The sequence below is a fragment of the Alloyangia pacifica genome, from assembly GCF_900116195.1.
Taxonomy (GTDB): domain Bacteria; phylum Pseudomonadota; class Alphaproteobacteria; order Rhodobacterales; family Rhodobacteraceae; genus Salipiger; species Salipiger pacificus.
Window position 1 is genome coordinate 201,510 of sequence record NZ_FOZW01000011.1, and the last position, 18,167, is coordinate 219,676.

At 66.8% G+C, this 18,167-nt stretch carries 14 protein-coding genes; 7 read left to right on the forward strand and 7 right to left on the reverse strand.

The window, feature by feature from the left end; all coding sequences use genetic code 11:
• Positions 1 to 81: 81 nt before the first annotated feature.
• Positions 82 to 984, reverse strand: coding sequence for a LysR family transcriptional regulator (locus BM397_RS21445; protein WP_092428397.1), 903 nt, complete (start codon positions 982 to 984; stop codon positions 82 to 84).
• A 151-nt stretch (positions 985 to 1,135) separates the two neighbouring features.
• On the opposite strand from BM397_RS21445, the gene amaB reads away from it, so the two are divergent.
• Entirely contained in the window at positions 1,136 to 2,656 is a 1,521-nt protein-coding gene (gene amaB, locus BM397_RS21450) for an L-piperidine-6-carboxylate dehydrogenase (RefSeq protein ID WP_092428333.1), read from the forward strand.
• A 62-nt stretch (positions 2,657 to 2,718) separates the two neighbouring features.
• On the opposite strand, the gene BM397_RS21455 is transcribed toward amaB, so the two are convergent.
• From BM397_RS21455 to BM397_RS21480, 6 genes are all read right to left on the reverse strand, one after another.
• A complete protein-coding gene (locus BM397_RS21455; protein ID WP_092428335.1) occupies positions 2,719 to 4,002 on the reverse strand; it encodes an NAD(P)/FAD-dependent oxidoreductase in 1,284 nt (427 codons plus the stop codon).
• 146 nt (positions 4,003 to 4,148) lie between these two features.
• The gene (locus tag BM397_RS21460) at positions 4,149 to 5,888 is read right to left on the reverse strand and encodes a hypothetical protein (RefSeq protein ID WP_092428337.1); all 1,740 of its coding nucleotides are present in this window, start codon (positions 5,886 to 5,888) and stop codon (positions 4,149 to 4,151) included.
• A gap of 420 nt (positions 5,889 to 6,308) precedes the next feature.
• Positions 6,309 to 7,406, reverse strand: a complete 1,098-nt coding sequence (locus BM397_RS21465) for an ABC transporter ATP-binding protein (RefSeq protein WP_092428339.1) — start codon at positions 7,404 to 7,406, stop codon at positions 6,309 to 6,311.
• 5 nt (positions 7,407 to 7,411) lie between these two features.
• Positions 7,412 to 8,320: a carbohydrate ABC transporter permease gene (locus tag BM397_RS21470; RefSeq protein WP_092428341.1), complete on the reverse strand. Its 909-nt coding sequence runs from the start codon at positions 8,318 to 8,320 to the stop codon at positions 7,412 to 7,414.
• Positions 8,313 to 9,185 (reverse strand): carbohydrate ABC transporter permease, encoded by an 873-nt coding sequence (locus BM397_RS21475; RefSeq protein WP_092428343.1) that lies wholly within the window; start codon positions 9,183 to 9,185, stop codon positions 8,313 to 8,315. The genes BM397_RS21470 and BM397_RS21475 overlap by 8 nt, the downstream gene beginning before the upstream one ends.
• Before the next feature lie 87 nt (positions 9,186 to 9,272).
• Positions 9,273 to 10,517: an ABC transporter substrate-binding protein gene (locus BM397_RS21480; protein WP_092428345.1), complete on the reverse strand. Its 1,245-nt coding sequence runs from the start codon at positions 10,515 to 10,517 to the stop codon at positions 9,273 to 9,275.
• 276 nt (positions 10,518 to 10,793) lie between these two features.
• Between BM397_RS21480 and BM397_RS21485 the strand changes: the two genes are divergently transcribed.
• The 6 genes from BM397_RS21485 to BM397_RS21510 all read left to right on the forward strand — a co-directional run bounded on the left by BM397_RS21485 (position 10,794) and on the right by BM397_RS21510 (position 18,152).
• Positions 10,794 to 11,954 carry an MHYT domain-containing protein gene (locus BM397_RS21485; RefSeq protein ID WP_092428347.1) on the forward strand — a complete coding sequence of 387 codons (1,161 nt, stop codon included), beginning with the start codon at positions 10,794 to 10,796 and terminating at the stop codon, positions 11,952 to 11,954.
• 136 nt (positions 11,955 to 12,090) lie between these two features.
• Positions 12,091 to 12,924, forward strand: a complete 834-nt coding sequence (locus tag BM397_RS21490) for an FAD binding domain-containing protein (protein ID WP_092428349.1) — start codon at positions 12,091 to 12,093, stop codon at positions 12,922 to 12,924.
• Between the two features lie 10 nt (positions 12,925 to 12,934).
• Positions 12,935 to 13,465: a (2Fe-2S)-binding protein gene (locus BM397_RS21495; RefSeq protein WP_092428351.1), complete on the forward strand. Its 531-nt coding sequence runs from the start codon at positions 12,935 to 12,937 to the stop codon at positions 13,463 to 13,465.
• Positions 13,462 to 15,882, forward strand: a complete 2,421-nt coding sequence (locus BM397_RS21500) for an aerobic carbon-monoxide dehydrogenase large subunit (protein ID WP_092428353.1) — start codon at positions 13,462 to 13,464, stop codon at positions 15,880 to 15,882. Before BM397_RS21495 ends, BM397_RS21500 begins: the two co-directional genes overlap by 4 nt.
• 213 nt (positions 15,883 to 16,095) lie before the next feature.
• Entirely contained in the window at positions 16,096 to 16,959 is an 864-nt protein-coding gene (locus BM397_RS21505) for an AAA family ATPase (RefSeq protein ID WP_176806771.1), read from the forward strand.
• Positions 16,956 to 18,152: a vWA domain-containing protein gene (locus tag BM397_RS21510; RefSeq protein ID WP_092428355.1), complete on the forward strand. Its 1,197-nt coding sequence runs from the start codon at positions 16,956 to 16,958 to the stop codon at positions 18,150 to 18,152. The genes BM397_RS21505 and BM397_RS21510 overlap by 4 nt, the downstream gene beginning before the upstream one ends.
• Positions 18,153 to 18,167: the final 15 nt, after the last annotated feature.

Genomic DNA, 18,167 nt, shown 5'->3' on the forward strand with positions numbered 1-18,167 from the left:
GCCTTGCACTCTGCGCATGGCTCTGCGCAGGCGGGGCCGGCCGGGTGAACCCCTTGCCCCGACACGATTAACTTTGACGCCCTACTTCACGAGAGGCCGAAACGAGACCTGCCCCAGCAACCAGTCGGAGAAAGCCGCGGCCTTGTCCCCCCGGCCCTCCGGCGTGACAATGTACCAGGCGAGCTCGGTGCTTTGCGGCGCGTCCAGCATGACGCAGAGCTCCCCCCGCGCCAGTTCGGCCTCGATCAGGTAGCGCGGCAGGAGCGCCACGCCGAGCCCGGCCTTCACGGCCTCGATGCTCAGCGCGAACTCATCGAACCAGTGGCCCCCCTGCGGGTCGGCCAGCTCCAGTTCCTGGCTGGCGAACCAGTCTCCCCACATGGTCGCGCGGCTGGTCACATGCAGCCGGGGCAGCGCCAGAAGGTCTCCGGCGCGGGTTATGGATGCCGCGCGCAGATCTCCCCCTGCCACCGGTACGACGACCTCGCTGCACAGGTAGGTGCAGCTGCCGCCCGGCCAGAGCGGCTGGCCGAAATGCAGCGCCAGGTCGCATTGCCGCGTGTCGAGGTCGAAGACCCCCGTGGTCGTGCCGACATCGACACGCAGCTCGGGATGCTGCGCAAGGAAATCGGGCAGACGCGGCATCAGCCAGCGCGTGGCAAAGGTTGGTGGGGCGTTCAGCGCCAGCAGGCTTTGGCCCTGCGCCCCGGCGGTGGCATGGCGCATGGTACTCTCGGCCATGCGCAATAGGCGCTGCACCTCGGGCAACAAATCGGCCCCGGCCCGGGTCAGCACCACCCTGCCCCGCAGCCGCTCGAACAGCGGTTTGCCGATCTGCTCCTCCAGCTCGCGAACGTGTCGGCTCACCGCGCTCTGGGTCAGCGCCAACTCCTCGCCCGCACGGGTGAAATTGCCGTGCCGGGCGGCCAGTTCGAAGGTCTGCAGCACCTTCATGTCGGGAAGCAGGCGTCTTTGCAGGGGCACGTGGGTCCTCGGGTTGTTGCGCCGGCCACGATAGGCCGCAGGCGCGCCGGGAACCATGCCAAACCTGCATGGGGGCAGCCAGACTTGACGTTATGCGCGCCGGTCGCGCGCTTGGTAACCTGATGCAAACGCAAGATACACGGAGGCCCCGATGCTGAGCAAACCCCTGTCCGCCCTGACCGCCGAAACCCTCGAATGCTGCGGCGTCACCGCAGCGCTGGACGTCGAAGGCGGGATGCAGGTCGTCTCGCCAGTCACCGGCGAGGTCGTGGCCGCGCTCGCGACGCACAGCACGGCGGATGCCGCGCGGGCCATCGATACCGCAGCAAAGGCCTTCCGCGACTGGCGCCTCGTGCCTGCGCCGCGCCGCGGTGAGCTTGTACGCCTCTATGCCGAGGAGTTGCGCAAATCCAAGGACGAGCTTGGCCGCATGGTCTCGATCGAGGCGGGCAAGTCGCCCTCCGAAGGACTCGGCGAGGTGCAGGAGATGATCGACATCTGCGACTTCGCCGTCGGCCTGTCGCGGCAGCTCTATGGCCTCACCATCGCCACCGAGCGCCCCGGCCATCGGATGATGGAAACCTGGCATCCGCTCGGCGTGGTGGGCATCATCACCGCCTTCAACTTCCCTTGCGCCCCGTGGTGCTGGAACGCGGCGCTGGCGCTGGTCTGCGGCGATCCGGTGATCTGGAAGCCCTCGGAAAAGACCCCGCTGACCGCATTGGCCTGCCAGGCCGTCTTCGAGCGCGCCATCGCCCGTTTCGGCGACGCACCGGACGGGCTGAGCCAAGTTCTGGTCGGCGGACCCGAGCTGGGCGAGGCGCTGGTGGACAGCCCGAAGGTAGCACTGATCTCGGCCACCGGCTCGACCCGCATGGGTCGGATCGTCGGACCCAAGGTGGCGGCGCGTTTCGGCAAATGTATCCTCGAGCTCGGCGGCAACAACGCGGGCATCGTCTGCCCCTCGGCCGACATGGACATGGCGCTGCGCGCCATCGCCTTCGGTGCCATGGGTACGGCGGGCCAGCGCTGCACCACCATGCGCCGACTCTTCGTGCATGAGAGCATTTACGACCAGCTCGTGCCCGCTCTCAAGAAGGCCTACGCCAGCGTCACCGTGGGCAATCCGCTGGAGAGCAGCGCGCTGGTCGGACCGTTGATCGACAAGGCCGCCTTCGATGGCATGCAGACGGCATTGAAAGAAGCCGCGGAACTGGGTGGCTCCGTGCACGGCGGTCAGCGCGAAGCGGTCGAAGGCGAGGCGGCCTATTACGTCAAGCCCGCGCTGGTCGAAATGCCCGAACAGACCGGCCCGGTGCTGCGCGAGACCTTCGCGCCGATCCTCTACGTGATGAAATACAGCGACTTCGACCCGGTACTGGAACTGCACAATGACGTCGGCGGCGGACTGAGCTCGTCTATCTTCACCACCGATCTGCGCGAGATGGAGACCTTCCTTTCGGCGCGCGGCTCCGATTGCGGCATCGCAAACGTCAACATCGGCACCTCCGGGGCCGAGATCGGCGGGGCCTTCGGCGGCGAGAAGGAGACCGGCGGCGGGCGCGAGAGCGGCTCGGACGCCTGGCGCGCCTACATGCGGCGGGCGACAAACACGATCAACTACTCTTCGGAGCTGCCGCTGGCGCAGGGTGTGGTCTTCGATATCGACTGAAGAAAGAGGGCCGGGCGATACAAAGCCCGGCCCTCCCCTTCCCTCAAGCCGCCGAAAAGAGCCTAGCCCAGCACTCCGGGCTTCAGCGCATGGGTGAGCGTTGCGCCGAATTCGTAGTAACCGCTGCGCACCCCGGTAAAGCGCTCGGAATAGCTGTCGATCGGCGCGACTGGGAGCGCCTGCTCGCGCCCTTCCAGAAGCGCCTCCGCCGCCGCCGTGCCGAAAACCGTGCCCGGCGCGATGCCACGCCCGGAATAGCCAAAGACCGCCAGCGCCGAGGGGCCGAAACGCACGGCCTTAGGCACGTGATCCGAGGTCATCGCGATGCGGCCCTGCCAGGCGTGTTCGAACGGCACGTCGGCCAGCTCGGGGTAGACCCTCGCCAGTTTGCGCCGCGCCCAGTCCGCGTGCACCCGCCCACCGAGCCCCTCGGCATCGCCCATAGCGCCGAGGATAAGCCGCCCGGCCTGATCGGTGCGGAAAGAGGACATGACCAGCGCGGTGTCCCAGCAGCCCTCGCCGCCATGCAGAATGCGGGCACGCTGCGCCTCGGTCAGCGGCCTTGTGGCGAACTGGCTGTAGTGCACCGCCACGTAGGACGGGCGGAACGGGTCGGAGAAGCCCCCATGATAGGCATTGGTCGCCATGAGAACGGCCCCTGCCCGCACGCGCTGCCCGCAGGCGCGGATCTCCCATCCCTCGCCCGACCGCGACAGACCGGTGACCTGCGAGCGCGCGTGCAATCGCGCGCCTGCTCCGGCGGCGGCGCGCGCCAGCCCCCGGCAGTAGGCCAGCGGCTGCACCGTGCCCGCGCGCGGATCAAGCAGCGCCCCATGAAAGGCCTCAGAGCCCGTGCGCCGCGCGGTCTCGGTCGCGTCCAGCAGCTGCACCGGCGCGCCGACGCGGTTGCCCTGCCGGTGGCGCGACGCAAGGTCCGCTGCCCCGGAGGGCGCATGCGCAAGATGCAACGTGCCATTGCGCGTCGCCTCGCAGGCGATGCCCTCGCGCTCGATCAGCCCGAAGACCTGCGATGGCGCTTCGCCGAGCACGGCGATCAGCCGGCGCCCGGCCTCCTCGCCCATCTGCGCGATTATCTCGTCGGGCGGCAGCCAGAGTCCGGCATTGACCAGCCCGACGTTGCGTCCCGAACCGCCGTGGCCGATCTCCTGCGCCTCGAGCAGAACCACGCTTGCGCCGCGCCGTGCCGCCGCCAGTGCCGCCGCGCAGCCGGTGAAACCGCCACCGATGATCGCCAGGTCGACGTCGAGGTCCTGCGCCAGCGGCGGCGCGACGAAGCTTTCGGCGGCGCTGGCCTGCCAGAGATTGCTGCGCGGGAATTCTGCCATGATTTCAGTCCGGTCTTCACGGCCCAGCTGGCCGCGCAAGCAGTCTTGTCCGCCGCGGGCGGCAAGGTCCAGTGCCGTTTGCGCATGGATCGACACGCGGCGCGCATGACTGCCGCAGCAGGGTCCCTTGGCAGCGCTGAGTGCAGTCAGAACCCGACAAGCCCGGCGAGCGGCAGCAGCGCGAGGATCATGCCGATCTCGGCCCAGCCCCCCTCAGCGCCTCCTCCCTCGTCGCCGTCATCCTCGTCGCCCGAGGGCTCCGCCTCCGCGGCCTCGACCACCGGCAAAAGTGCCTCCAGCCCGACACCCTCTTCCGCGACCGGCCCCCCTGTTTCACCGGAGCCGTCAATGGACGCCAGAACCGGGGCGAAGCTCTCGCTCGGCTCGACATCGCGGATCACCACCTGCAAGACCTCGTGCGGTCCGAGGTCAACCTCCAGCATCCCGTCTGCGTAGATCTCGCCCGCGTCCAGCGTCTCAAGGACCGGCGTGGACCCGGTATCCCCCGCCGCCTGACCCTCGGCCACGCCAAGACGGGTGATCTCCATGCCGCCGAATCCCGTCAGCAGGCCCGAGAGATCGAGGTCGGTGACACTGGCCGCGGCACTCTGCGAGGTCACGTAGAGCACGAGCCCGCCCTGCCCTGCGAACCCATGCACATCGGTCTCGCCGCTCTCCGCCTCGGTGCCACTGTCGGTGCCGGGGGTGAAGTCGAGCATGGTCTTGCCCGGCAGCGCTTGCGCCATCATCGCGAACATCTCGCCGGGCACCGTGCTGGCTTCATAGGTGAAGCCGGTGGAGAGCGCGTTGGCGGTGTTCTGGATCAGCGGCCAGACATGCGCCTGATCGACCCCGGCCTCGAGAAACTCCTCGACGATCTCCAGCATCTCCTGTGCCTGCAGCAGGCCGTAGTCCGCTTCCCGATCGAGGTTCTCCGAGGATTTCATGTTCCACTCGGTGACGTGGACCTCGAGCTCGGAAAATCCTTCCTGCTCGAGCCACGTATTGTGGATCGTGTCGAGGTCGTAGGAGCGGCTGCTCTCGGTGCCGCGGGCATAGACATGGGCGATGATCCCGTCGAGAGACTCCTGCTGCGCCTCGGTCTCGAAGCCCATGCGGACCAGCGCGTTGGAAACCTCGGACCAGTTCACCTCGCCATTGCCCCGGATGTTCGCGGTACTCAGCTCCGCATCCGGGTAGGTGGCGGCCAGATCGGCAATGATGTCCTCGGAACTCCAGCCCGCGTAGTCGTCGGAGATCTTCGAGAACCCGTAGTTCTGGCCCATCTGCGCGAGCACCCGGATCTCGCTGGTATCGACGCCCTGCACCTCGGCCACCAGCGCCAGTTCGTCAGCGACGATCTCCGCCATCTCCGCAGCGAGCCGACCGTACTCGACCGCGTTCATCTCGCCCGAGCCCCAGTACTCGTTGCCGATCTCCAGCGCGGCGATCTCGGCGTCTCCGTAGACCCCCGAGACGAGGTCGTGGACGAAATCGCGCAGCTCCTCTTCTTCAATCTGCGGTAGGCGGTCACCGTTCTCGTCACGCCGATCCGACAGCTGGTCCCGGGTCGGCAGCACGAGTGTCACCGCGTGTCCCGCATTGCCCGCGTAGGTCATGAACTCCGACAGTGGAATGAAGGAGATCTCGGCCCCGGTCATCTTGTGGGTGGCGGTTGCGGCATCGGGATCGGCAAGGTCGAAGTAGTATTCGGTCAGCGACCCACCCGGGTAGCGCAGCCCGGTCACGTTGAGCGCCGAGATCGCCTCGGCGTAGGAGCCATCGCCAGTCATCGCAGTGCGCGGAGCAAGGATGTTGCCGCCAAAGAGCGCTGCCCCGGCGGGCACGCCAGAGACCGTGACGGCCGTGGGCAGGGCAAAGGGCATGCCATCCTCCGGTTGGCGGCGGGCAAATCAGGGGAAACCGGGGAAACTCGCGACGCTCCGGGAAAGTCCCGGGCACGGGCAAAGCGGAGTACTGGTCGATCAGGAGACAGCGATACAGGGACGGGCCCAACCTTCGGGCCGTCACGAGGCACTCGTTCAACGTGTCGAATATCCTGATGCCGCGAAAACCGCGGCGTGGTCGTGATCGAAAGGCATGAGACAAATGTACGAGGCGCGAAATCCCACCGGCGCCACGCAATCAAGGGTAGATTGCCGCCTCCGTTCAGGCAAGCGTGATCACGGCGCACCGATCCCATGCGCGGGGCTCTGCCGGAGCGGCTCTCCGCAAAAAAGAAGCGCGGCGACAATCGCTTGCCGCCGCGCTTGCTGTCCGGGATGCCGGGAGGGCCCGGCGCGCACTCAGAGAATGCGCTCGCCGGTATCGGGCTTGAAGTAGGACACCTTGCCGAGGTCGAAGGCGAAGGTATGCGCCGCCCCCGGCGCCGCTTCGGTCTCGGAATGCAGGCGCGCGGTGATCTGCTTGCCGCCCAGCGTGGTCATCACGTAGGTGTCCGCACCGGCGGGCTCGACGATCTCGACCTGACACTGCGCTTCCTGCACGGTCTCGCCAGAGCGGAAGCCCGGCTCCGAGATGTCTTCGGGGCGCAGGCCAAGGATCACGTCCTCGGGCAGGTTGGTAGCGCGGGTGTCGGTCAGCACGATCGGCGCGCCACCCTCACGGGCGATCTCGAGCTTGGTGCCGGTGCCGTTGGCGCGTGCCTTGGCCGGGATCAGGTTCATCGCCGGCGAGCCCATGAAGTCCGCCACGAAGAGGTTGGCGGGCTTGTTGTAGATCTCGGCAGGGGTGCCGATCTGCTGGATCACGCCGCCCTTCATCACGACGATCTTGGTGGCCAGCGTCATCGCCTCGATCTGGTCGTGGGTCACGTAGACCATCGACGCGCCGAGCCGCTGGTGCAGCGACTTGATCTCGGTGCGCATCTCGACCCGCAGCTTGGCGTCGAGGTTCGACAGCGGTTCGTCGAAGAGGAAGAGCTTGGGATCGCGTACCAATGCCCGGCCCATGGCCACACGCTGCCGCTGGCCGCCCGAGAGCTGGCCCGGACGGCGCTTGAGCAGCGGCTCGATCTGCAGTTGGCGGGCCACTTCTGCGAGCTTGCGCTCCTGCGTTGCCTGATCGACGCCGCGCACCTTCATGCCGAAGGTGATGTTCTTGGCGACGCTCATCGTCGGGTAGAGCGCGTAGGACTGGAACACCATGGCGATGTCACGGTCCTTGGGCGAGACATGGGTCATGTCCTCGCCGCCAATCTTCAGCGTGCCGCCGGTGATCGGCTCGAGCCCGGCGATGCAGTTGAGCAGCGTGGACTTGCCGCAGCCCGAAGGGCCGACGAGCACGAGGAAATCGCCCTGTTCGATCGAGACGTTGATGTCCTTGAGGATCTCGGTCGCGCCGTAGTTCTTGTAGAGGTGCTGGATATCGAGGATCGGAGCCATGGGGATCATCCTTTGACGGATCCGGCGGTCAGACCGCGGATGAAGTATTTGCCGGCGACGACGTAGACGAGGAGGGTCGGCAGCGCGGCGATGATCGCGGCGGCCATGTCGACGTTGTATTCCTTCACGCCCGTCGTCGAGTTGACGATGTTGTTCAGCGCCACGGTCACCGGCTGGGTGCCGGCCGAGCTGAAGGAGACACCGAAGAGGAAGTCGTTCCAGATCTGGGTGAACTGCCAGATCACGCTGACCACGATGATCGGAATGCTGAGTGGCAGGAAGATCGACCAGAAGATGCGCAGGAAGCCCGCGCCATCGACCTTGGCCGCCTTCACCAGCTCCTGCGGGATCGTGACGTAGTAGTTGCGGAAGAACAGCGTGGTGAAGCCGAGGCCGTAGATCACGTGCACGAAGACCAGCCCCGGGATCGTCCCGGCGATGCCCATCAGCCCGAGCAGGCGCGCCATCGGCAGCAGCACCACCTGGAACGGGATGAAGCAACCGAAGAGCATCAGCGCGAAGATGATGTTGGCGCCCTTGAAGCGCCATTGCGCGATCACGTAGCCGTTCACCGCCCCGAGGAGGGTCGAGATCAGCACGCCGGGCACGGCGATCAGCACCGAGTTCCAGAAGTACGGGCGCACGCCCTCGCACTGGATGCCGGTACAGGCGCCGGACCAGGCCTTGGCCCAGGCGTCAAATGTGACCTCGCGCGGCAGCGCGACGAGATCGCCGGTGCGGATTTCCTCGAGGCTCTTCAGAGATGTGGTGAGCATCACGAAGAGCGGCATCAGGTAGTAGATCGCGAAGAGGCCGAGGATCAGGTAGAGCCCCCAGCGCAGCGCGGTCTTCATGCCCGCGCCTTGCGAACGGGAGGCCGCCGCTGCGGCGGGCGTTGCAGAGACATCAGTCATTTTTCGCCCTCAGTTCGGAGTAGAGATAGGGCACCACGATGATGAAGATCACCAGCATCATGATCATTGCCGAGCTCGCCGCCTGGCCGACGTCGCCGCGCGAGAAGGCCATCGCGTACATGTAGGTGGCCGGAAGGTCGGTGGCATAGCCGGGGCCGCCGCCGGTCAGCGCGATGACGAGGTCGAAGCTCTTGATGGCGAGGTGTGCCAGCACGATGAAGGCCGACAGGAAAATCGGGGCCATCGAGGGGATGATGATCGCGGTGTAGACGCGCCACGTGGGGATGCCGTCGATCTGCGCGGCGCGGATGATCTCGGTGTCGACGGAGCGCAGGCCGGCAAGGAACAGCGCCATGACGAAGCCCGAGCTCTGCCAGATCGCCGCCATCACCACCGTGTAGATGGCCATGTCCGGGTTCACCAGCCAGTCGAACTTGAAATTCTCGAAGCCCCAGCCCTGCACCATGGCCTGCACGCCGAGGCCCGGGTTGAGGATCCACTTCCATGCGGTGCCGGTGACGATCATCGACAGCGCCATGGGGTAGAGGTAGATCGTGCGGATCGCGCCCTCGACGCGGATCTGCTGATCGAGCAGGATGGCGAGGATCAGCCCCAGCACCAGCGAGATGACGATGAACATCCCCCCGAAGATGTAGAGGTTGTTCATTGCCGTGTCCCAGCGCGGGGAGGCAAAGAGCCGGTCGTATTGGATGAAGCCGTCGATCTCGTAGCGCGGCATCAGCTTGGAGCGGGTGAGAGACACCCAGGCGGTCCAGCCGATGAAGCCGTAGACGAAGATCAGGACCGCGATGAAGCTGGGCGCCAGCACGATCTTCGGCAAATGGGTTTCGAACCATTTGGCCATGGTGTTCTCCTATGACGGGCCCGCCCCATGAGACGGGCCCGCTTGGGTTTGGTCAGAGACGAAAAGCTCAGAGACCGGGAACGGTGATTACATCGAGTTCGCGACAGCGTCCGCGAGCATCTTCACCGCATCCTCGGAGCTCATGTCCGAGTTGAAGTGCGCCGTCACCACGTCAGTGATCGCGCCGGACTGCGCGCCGCGCAGCGCCATGCCGTGGGCGTAGGAGGGCAGCAGCGAGCCGTTCTCGGCGCTGGCCTTCATGTCCTCGGAGGACTTCACCGCACATTCATCGAACTCGTCGAGCGAAACGTCGGTGCGGACCGGGATCGAGCCCTTGTTGAGGTTGAACACCTTCTGGAAGTTCGGGCCGACGATCAGCTTGGCAAGCAGGTCCTGCCCGGCTTTCTTGTCGTCGCCGTCAACTTCGAACATGGCGAAGCTGTCGACGTTGTAAAGGTAGCCCTCACCCGGGGTCGAAGCGCAGAGGAAGTCCTCACCGGGCACCTTGCCGGCGGCAAGGAACTCGCCCTTGGCCCAGTCGCCCATGATCTGGAAGGCGGCTTCGCCGTTCATCACCATGGCGGTGGCAAGGTTCCAGTCACGGCCCGAGAAGTTGTCGTCGACGTAACCGCGCAGGGTGCGCATCTGGTCGAAGACCTGCACCATCGTGTCCGAGGTCAGCGCCTCCTGGTCGAGATCCACCAGTGCCTTCTGGAAGAATTCGGGGCCGCCGAGGCCAAGCACCACGGTCTCGAAGACGGTGGCGTCCTGCCAGGACTGGCCACCGTGGGCCAGCGGAATGACGCCCGCCGCCTGCAGCTTCTCGGCCGCGGCGTTAAACTCGTCCCAGGTGGTCGGCATCTCGATGCCATTGGCGTCGAGCACGGATTTGTTCGCCCAGATCCAGTCGACCCGGTGCACGTTGACCGGCGCGGCGCACCAGTCGCCCTCGCACTTCATGTGCTCGGCGATCTGCGCGGGCAGCACGTCGGCCCAGCCCTCGGCTTCGGCGACCGAGGAGATGTCGGCCAGCACGCCCTCTTCGTACCACTCCTGGATCGCCGGACCCTTGAGCTGAACGGCAGTCGGCGCATTGCCCGAAAGCACGCGGGCGCGCAGCGCGGTCATCGCGGCGTCGCCGCCGCCACCGGCCACCGGCATGTCGGTCCAGGTGCCGCCGTTCTCCGAGAATTCCTGCTGCAGCACGGCGACCGCCTTGGCCTCGCCACCGGCGGTCCACCAGTGCAGAACCTCGGCTTGCGGCTCGGCATGGGCTGCACCCGCAACCGTCAGGGCAATGGCGGAGATAGCCGCCTTAGCGGTGTATTTCATGTCGGTAATCCTCCCATAGTTGCTGCCCCCGCGGGCAGCGATGACAGAAATCCTGCGCTCTGGCAGTTTGTGTTCGCAAGATCTTACATGGCGCGAACTCCGGGCATTTCCGCAGAAATGCAGGCGTTCTGTTACAGCCCGTTACATCGCTGCACCGCAGCTTCCGACTTGGCGACAACGACGGTGCCGGGCCGCGCAGGCGGCGCTGCCAGCAGGCACAGCGCAATTGCAAGGAAGCAGGAGTGTGTTAGCGTCACCCCAGGGAGGAGCCTGCAGTTGCTGGAATTCAGTCACAATCCGTGGATGGTTGCGGCCTCTTTTGCCGTAGCGCTCTTTGCCGGGTTCAGCGGCCTGTCCCTTCTGCGCGGGGCCTCGGCACTCGCCACCAACCGGCGCAAGCTTCTGGTGGTCATCGCCGCCGTTGTTCTGGGCGGCGGCATCTGGTCCATGCACTTCGTTGCGATGCTGGGCCTGCAATTGCCGGTGATCTTCTTCTACGACGGGCTGAACACGCTGATCTCGGCGCTGGTTGCGATCCTGATGGTGGGGCTGGCGCTGCTGCTGCTGCACTTCGGGCGTCGGACGCGCGCGAGGATCGCGCTCGCGGGCGCGGTGCTGGGCTGCGGTATCGCGGCGATGCACTATATCGGGATGCTCGGCATGCAACTCTGCGGGCCGGTCTTCGGCCTGCCAGGCATTGCCGTCTCGCTGCTGACGGCGCTCGGCCTGTCCAACCTCGCGATCTGGGCCGCCTATGGGTCGCGCAGCAAGGCGCACATCCTGCTCGGCACCCTGTGTTTCGCCGTCGCGGTGGTGACCATGCATTTCGTCGCCATGGCGGGCACCGAGTTCTACCGGAGCGAGGCCGCGGGCACTGCCGGGCCGGTGCTGAGCAATGCGCTGCTCGCGATGCTGGTCACCCTGTCGTCCTTCGTCATCAGCGGTGTCGCGCTGCTCAGCGGCGTGTCCTTTTTCACCCCGCCGGAACCTCAGGCGACAAGCTTCGCATCCGATACGAACCCCACGGTCCCGGCCCCGTTCGCCCGGCACGACGCCGACCCCGAACCTGCTCCGGACGTGGCCGAAGCGGTCGCACCGGCAATCTCGTTGCCGGTCCCTTTCGAGCGCGACGGCAAGACCCATTTCGCCGAGTCCACGACCATTGCCGCGATCCGGGCCGAGGGGCACTATACGGTGATCTACACTGGCAAGCACAAGCATCTCTGCCCTTGGTCGATCTCCGAGGCCTGCGCGCGGCTCGAACCTTACCGCTTTCTCCGGGTACATCGCTCCTACCTGATCAACCCTTTGCACGTCAGCCATTTCCAGCGCACCAAGGACACCGGGGTCTGCTTCTTCAAGGAGGTCGAGACGCTTGCCCAGGCCCCCGTAAGCCGCTCGCGGCTGGCCGATGTGAAGACCGCGCTAGGGGTCTGAATTCGCATTTCGTGCGGCCATTTCGCATTTCGTGCACGAAACACCGGCATTCGCGACATCGCATTTTGTGCCCTGCGCGTCTTGATCAAAGCTCCCGCCAAAGGCGTCGCCACGTATGCCGAAGGGAGGAGTCCTCATGATACCAGCCGGGTTCGAATACCATCGGCCCGCCGACCTCGCGTCGGCGGTCGGCCTTCTGCAGGAGCACGGCGAAGAGGCGCGCGTGGTGGCGGGCGGTCACAGCCTTATCCCGATGATGAAGCTGCGCATGGCCGAGCTCGGCCACCTCGTGGATCTCCAGGCAATCGGCGAGCTGAAAGGCATCGAGATCGCAGACGGCACCGCCATCCTCGGCGCGATGACCACCCAGCACGAGCTGATCGAACATGCGGACCTTGCGACCGCGATCCCCCTGCTGCGCGAGGCAGCATTGCAGATCGCCGACCCGCAGGTGCGCTATCTCGGCACGGTCGGCGGCAATGTGGCCAACGGTGATCCCGGCAATGACATGCCCGGGCTGATGCAATGCCTCGGTGCGCGCTTCGAGCTCTACGGTCCAGCGGGCACGCGGCAGGTCGCCGCCCGCGACTTCTACGAGTCCGCGTATTTCACCGCCCGGGCCGACGACGAGATCCTGACGAAGGTCACGATCCCGGTTCCCGCCGCGGGCACCGGCTATGCCTATGCCAAGCAGAAGCGCAAGATCGGGGATTATGCCACCGCTGCCGCCGCGGTTCTGGTGGGCACAGCCAGCGCCTCTGTCGCGATGACCAACCTGTCCGACACACCGGTCTGGTCCGAAGAGGCGGGCATGGCGCTGGCAAACGGCGACATCGAGGGCTGCGTCGCGGCCATGCTGGCGGCGATCGATCCGCAGGAGGACATGCGCGGGCCCATCGCCTTCAAGAAGCACGTGGCGGCGGTAATCCTGCGCCGCGCCATCGACAGCGCGCTGTCACGCCGGGCCTGAGGGGGAAGCCATGAGCAAGATGCACATCAAGTTCCATCTGAACGGCCAGGAGGTCGAGGGGCTCGCAGAGCCGCGGATGCTGCTGATCCACTTCCTGCGCGAAAACCTCAAGGTCACCGGCCCGCATATCGGCTGCGAGACCAGCCATTGCGGCGCCTGCACCGTCGACCTGAACGGCAAGTCGGTCAAATCCTGCACCCTCTTTGCCTGCCAGGCGGACGGGGCCGCGATCACCACGGTCGAGGGGCTGACAAACCCCGACGGCACGCTCGGCGTGCTGCAGGAGATGTTCCGCGAGCACCACGGGCTGCAATGCGGCTTCTGCACGCCGGGGATGATCACCCGCGCGCACCGGCTCTTGCAGGAGAACCCGACGCCCACCGAGGAGGAGGTGCGCTTCGGCATCTCGGGCAACCTGTGCCGCTGCACCGGCTACCAGAACATCGTCAAGGCGATCCTCGCAGCGGCGGAGCAGCTGAACGCTCACAAGGCGCCCTCAAGCAGCGAAGCGGTAGGGCAAAATGTGGAGGCCGCGGAATGAAGGACGAGGTTCAATCCCCCGAAGAGCGTAGCGCCGGCCTCAAGGGCCTCGGCTGCTCGCGCAAGCGGGTCGAGGACGTGCGCTTCACCCAAGGACGCGGCAACTACGTAGACGATATCAAGCTCGACGGCATGCTGACCGGCGACTTCGTCCGCTCGCCCTATGCCCATGCGCGCATCCTGTCGATCAACACCGAGGCGGCGCTGGCGGTGCCGGGCGTGCTGGCGGTACTGACTGCCAAGGATCTGGAACCGCTCGGCCTGCACTGGATGCCGACGCTGGCGGGCGACAAGCAGATGGTGCTGGCCGACGGCAAGGTGCTGTTTCAGGGCCAGGAGGTTGCCTATGTCGTCGCCACCGACCGCTATGCCGCCGCCGATGGCGTGGCGGCGGTCGAGGTCGATTACGAGGACCTGCCCGTCGTCACCGACCCGTTCAAGGCGATGGACCCCGATGCCCCGGTGCTGCGCGAGGATCTCGCCGGCCAGACCGAGGGCGCGCACGGGCCCCGCCGCCATCACAACCACATCTTCACCTGGGAGCAGGGCGACAAGGCCGCGACCGAGGCGGTTCTGGCCGAAGCCGACGTGGTGGCCGAGGAGATGGTCTACTACCACCGCACCCACCCGATGCCGCTGGAGACCTGCGGCTGCGTGGCCTCGATGGACAAGGTGACCGGAAAGCTGACGCTCTGGGGCACCTTCCAGGCGCCGCACGCGGTGCGCACCGTGGCCTCGCTGATCTCGGGCATCGCCGAGCACAATATCCGCGTCATCAGCCCCGACATCGGCGGCGGCTTCGGCAACAAGGTGGGAGTTTATCCCGGCTACGTCTGCTCGATCGTCGCCTCGATTGTCACCGGCAAGCCGGTGAAATGGGTCGAGAGCCGGATGGACAACCTGATGTCCACCGCCTTTGCCCGCGACTACTGGATGCAGGGCAAGATCGCCGCCACCAAGGAGGGGAAGATCACCGGCCTCTGGTGCCACACCACCGCCGATCACGGCGGCTTCGACGCCTGCGCCGATCCCACCAAGTTCCCGGCGGGTTTCATGAACATCTGCACCGGGTCGTACGACATCCCTGTGGCCTATCTCGCAGTGGATGGCGTCTACACCAACAAGGCACCGGGCGGCGTGGCCTACCGCTGCTCGTTCCGGGTCACCGAGGCTGCCTATTTCATCGAACGGATGATCGAGGTGCTCGCCATCAGGCTGAACATGGACGCCGCCGAGCTGCGGCGGATCAACTTCATCCGCAAGGACCAGTTCCCCTACCAGTCGGCGCTTGGCTGGGAGTACGACAGCGGCGACTATCACACCGCGTGGGAGAAGGCGCTGAATGCCGTCGGCTACGACGTGCTGCGCCGCGAACAGGCCGAGCGGCTGGAGGCGTTCAAGCGCGGCGAGACCCGCAAGCTGATCGGCATCGGGCTGACGCATTTCACCGAGATCGTCGGGGCCGGCCCGGTGAAGAACTGCGACATCCTTGGGCTCGGCATGTTCGACAGCTGCGAGATCCGCATCCACCCCACCGGCTCTGCCATCGCCCGGCTCGGCACGATCAGCCAGGGGCAGGGCCATGCCACGACCTTCGCGCAGATCATCGCCTCGGAGATCGGCATTCCGGCGGACGACATCACCCTTGAGGAGGGCGACACCGACACCGCGCCCTACGGGCTCGGCACCTACGGCTCGCGATCGACACCCGTCGCGGGGGCGGCCACGGCCATGGCGGCCCGCAAGATCCGCGCCAAAGCGCAGATGATCGCCGCCTACCTGCTGGAGGTGCATGACGACGACGTCGAGTTCGAGGTCGACCGCTTCGTGGTCAAGGGCGCGCCCGAGCGCTTCAAGACGATGAAGGAGATCGCCTTTGCCTCCTACAATCAGGCCATTCCCGGCGTCGAGCCAGGGCTCGAGGCGGTCAGCTACTACGACCCGCCCAACATGACCTATCCCTTCGGCGCCTACATCTGCGTCATGGAGATCGACGTCGACACCGGCGAGCACGAGGTGCGCAGCTTCTACGCGCTCGACGATTGCGGCACCCGGATCAACCCGATGATCATCGAGGGGCAAGTGCACGGCGGCGCGACCGAGGGCTACGCCATCGCGATGGGGCAGGAGATTGCCTACGACGAGATGGGCAACCACAAGACGGCGACGCTGATGGATTTCTTCGTGCCGACGGCCTGGGAGACGCCGCATTACACCACCGATTTCACCGTGACGCCGAGCCCCCATCACCCGATCGGAGCCAAGGGCGTGGGCGAAAGTCCCAACGTCGGCTCGGTGCCCTGTTTTTCCAACGCGGTGCATGATGCCTTCCGGCCCTTCGGGCTGGTGCAGAGCCACATGCCGCACGATCACTGGCGCATCTGGAAGATCGCCGAGGACCTCGGGCTGCACGTCTGAGCAAGCATTTGCGGCGCCGGGACGGTCCCGGCGCCGCGACCATGGAAGTCGAGACGCGCTCTGATGGTCCGGTGGGGGACCTTGCGCGATCTTGCCCATGCCGCGAGGGCGAGGGGTCTGGGGAGCACCCGAGCCTGGCATGGTTGGCCCGGAGCGTGCCGTGTGAAGGGGACATCACGCGGCACGTTTCGGGTCCCTGAACGAGGAGCCGGGATGACCACCGCACCGCAAGCCGAGCTGATGCGCGCCCTCGCCGGGGCCGGCTACGTGGCCGACGACACGCTGTCCATGGCGCTGCACCTGGCGATCTCGCTGGGCCGGCCGTTGCTGCTCGAGGGCCCGGCCGGCGTCGGCAAGACCGAGATCGCCAAGGCGCTGGCAGAGGTGCGCAGGGCCCGGCTAATCCGCCTGCAATGTTACGAGGGGCTGGATGCGGCCCACGCCATCTACGAATGGAACTACCAGCGCCAGCTGCTGGCGATCCGGGCTGACGGGGCCAGCGAGGAGAGCCTGTTTTCCGACCGTTTCCTGCTCAGGCGCCCCTTGCTCGAGGCGATCACGCAGGACGACCCCCCGGTGCTGCTGATCGACGAAATCGACCGTGCCGACGAGGAGTTCGAGGCCTACCTGCTGGAGATCCTCTCGGACTTCCAGATCACCATCCCCGAGATCGGCACCATCCCCGCCAGGACGCGACCGCTGGTGGTCCTCACCGCCAACGGCACGCGGGACCTGTCGGACGCGCTGCGGCGGCGCTGCCTCTACACCTACGTCGACTACCCGGACCGCGACACCGAACTGGCCATCCTCGCCCGGCGCGGGCCGCAGATCGAGGCCCGGCTGGCGCGGCAGATCGTCGGCGTGGTGCAGGCGCTGCGCCGCGAGGAACTGGAGAAAAAGCCGGGAATTGCCGAGATGCTGGACTGGGCGGCGGCGCTGGCGGGTCTGGGGATCAACGACCTGACCGAGGACCGGGCAGCGCTGCAGGCCACGCTGGTCTGCCTACTGAAGACCGCCGCCGACCGCGATGCCGCGCCGCCCGAGGTGCTCGACCGCATCATCGGCAAGGTGGCATGATGCAGGTGACGCGCTTTCCTTCGCGGGCCGAGGGGCTGGCCGACCGAATGACCGGCTTCGTCGCGCACCTGCGGATGAACGGGCTGCCGCTCGGCCCGCAGGAGACCGCGGACGCGCTGGCGGTGCTTGCGGAGGTGGACGCCACCGATGCCGATCAGGCACGGCGCGCGCTGAAGGTGCTGCTGGTGCCGGATGCCGAGGGTTGGCTGACCTTCGACGCGCTTTTCGACGCCTATTGGTTCAACGCAGGCCGGACCCGGCAACGCACCGCCAGCCTCACCGCCAGCCCCCATGTGCGCAGCCAGTCGGCACGGTCGACGCTCTGGCAGGCGCATCTGGAGGCCGACGGCGGCACCGACACCGACGGCTCCGAGAGCACCCCGGGCCATGGCGCGGGGGACGCCGAGGGCATCGAGGGCCGCCTGATCGCCACCCGCACCGACAACCTTCGCAAGCGCGACCTGCGCGAGCTGATGGACGAGGAGAGCCTGCGTGCCGCCGAGCGCGCCGCCCGCGATCTGGCCCAGGCGATCCGCGACCGCCGCTCGCGGCGTCGCCAGCAGGCCCGCCGCGGGGCCGAGCTCGACCTGCGCCGCGTCCTGCGCGCCTCGCTTGCGCGCGGCGGCGAACCGCTGGACCTGTACCGCAAAACCCGGCCCGACCGCCCCATGCGCATTGTCGCGCTCTGTGACGTCTCCGGGTCGATGACGGTCTACGCGCGGGTCTTCCTGGCTTTTATCAAGGGGCTGGTTGCCGCCGACACCAGCGCCGATGCCTATCTGTTCCACACCCGGCTGATGCGCATCACCCCGGCACTGCGCGATAGCGACACGCTGCGCGCCGCCGCACGGCTCAGCCTGATGGCCGAGGGCTTCGGCGGCGGCACCGACATCGGCGGATCGCTCGCCGCCTTTGCCGAGGGCCCCGGCGCGCGGGCGCTGACCCGGCGCACTGTCGTGATCGTGCTCTCGGACGGCTATTGCACCGGCAAGCCCGAACGGCTGGCCGATGCCCTCACGCGCATTCGCCGCCGCGCAGGGCGCATCGTCTGGTTGAATCCGCTTCTGGGCTGGCAAGGCTACGCGCCGGTGGCGGCTGCCATGGCCGCCGCCCTGCCCCATCTCGACGCACATCTGCCGGCCAACACCATCGAGGCGCTGGCCGCGCTGGAACCGCAATTCGCAAGGCTCTGAGCAAAGGGAACCGCG

What these genes read in the sequence shown, in the direction of transcription:
- BM397_RS21495 (WP_092428351.1), top strand. Translation starts at nt 12,935, where the DNA reads ATGAGCAAGATGCACATCAAGTTCCATCTGAACGGCCAGGAGGTCGAG.
- BM397_RS21465 (WP_092428339.1), bottom strand. Translation starts at nt 7,406, where the DNA reads ATGGCTCCGATCCTCGATATCCAGCACCTCTACAAGAACTACGGCGCG.
- BM397_RS21455 (WP_092428335.1), bottom strand. Translation starts at nt 4,002, where the DNA reads ATGGCAGAATTCCCGCGCAGCAATCTCTGGCAGGCCAGCGCCGCCGAA.
- BM397_RS21510 (WP_092428355.1), top strand. Translation starts at nt 16,956, where the DNA reads ATGATGCAGGTGACGCGCTTTCCTTCGCGGGCCGAGGGGCTGGCCGAC.
- BM397_RS21500 (WP_092428353.1), top strand. Translation starts at nt 13,462, where the DNA reads ATGAAGGACGAGGTTCAATCCCCCGAAGAGCGTAGCGCCGGCCTCAAG.
- BM397_RS21470 (WP_092428341.1), bottom strand. Translation starts at nt 8,320, where the DNA reads ATGACTGATGTCTCTGCAACGCCCGCCGCAGCGGCGGCCTCCCGTTCG.
- BM397_RS21490 (WP_092428349.1), top strand. Translation starts at nt 12,091, where the DNA reads ATGATACCAGCCGGGTTCGAATACCATCGGCCCGCCGACCTCGCGTCG.
- BM397_RS21475 (WP_092428343.1), bottom strand. Translation starts at nt 9,185, where the DNA reads ATGGCCAAATGGTTCGAAACCCATTTGCCGAAGATCGTGCTGGCGCCC.
- BM397_RS21480 (WP_092428345.1), bottom strand. Translation starts at nt 10,517, where the DNA reads ATGAAATACACCGCTAAGGCGGCTATCTCCGCCATTGCCCTGACGGTT.
- BM397_RS21460 (WP_092428337.1), bottom strand. Translation starts at nt 5,888, where the DNA reads ATGCCCTTTGCCCTGCCCACGGCCGTCACGGTCTCTGGCGTGCCCGCC.
- amaB (WP_092428333.1), top strand. Translation starts at nt 1,136, where the DNA reads ATGCTGAGCAAACCCCTGTCCGCCCTGACCGCCGAAACCCTCGAATGC.
- BM397_RS21505 (WP_176806771.1), top strand. Translation starts at nt 16,096, where the DNA reads ATGACCACCGCACCGCAAGCCGAGCTGATGCGCGCCCTCGCCGGGGCC.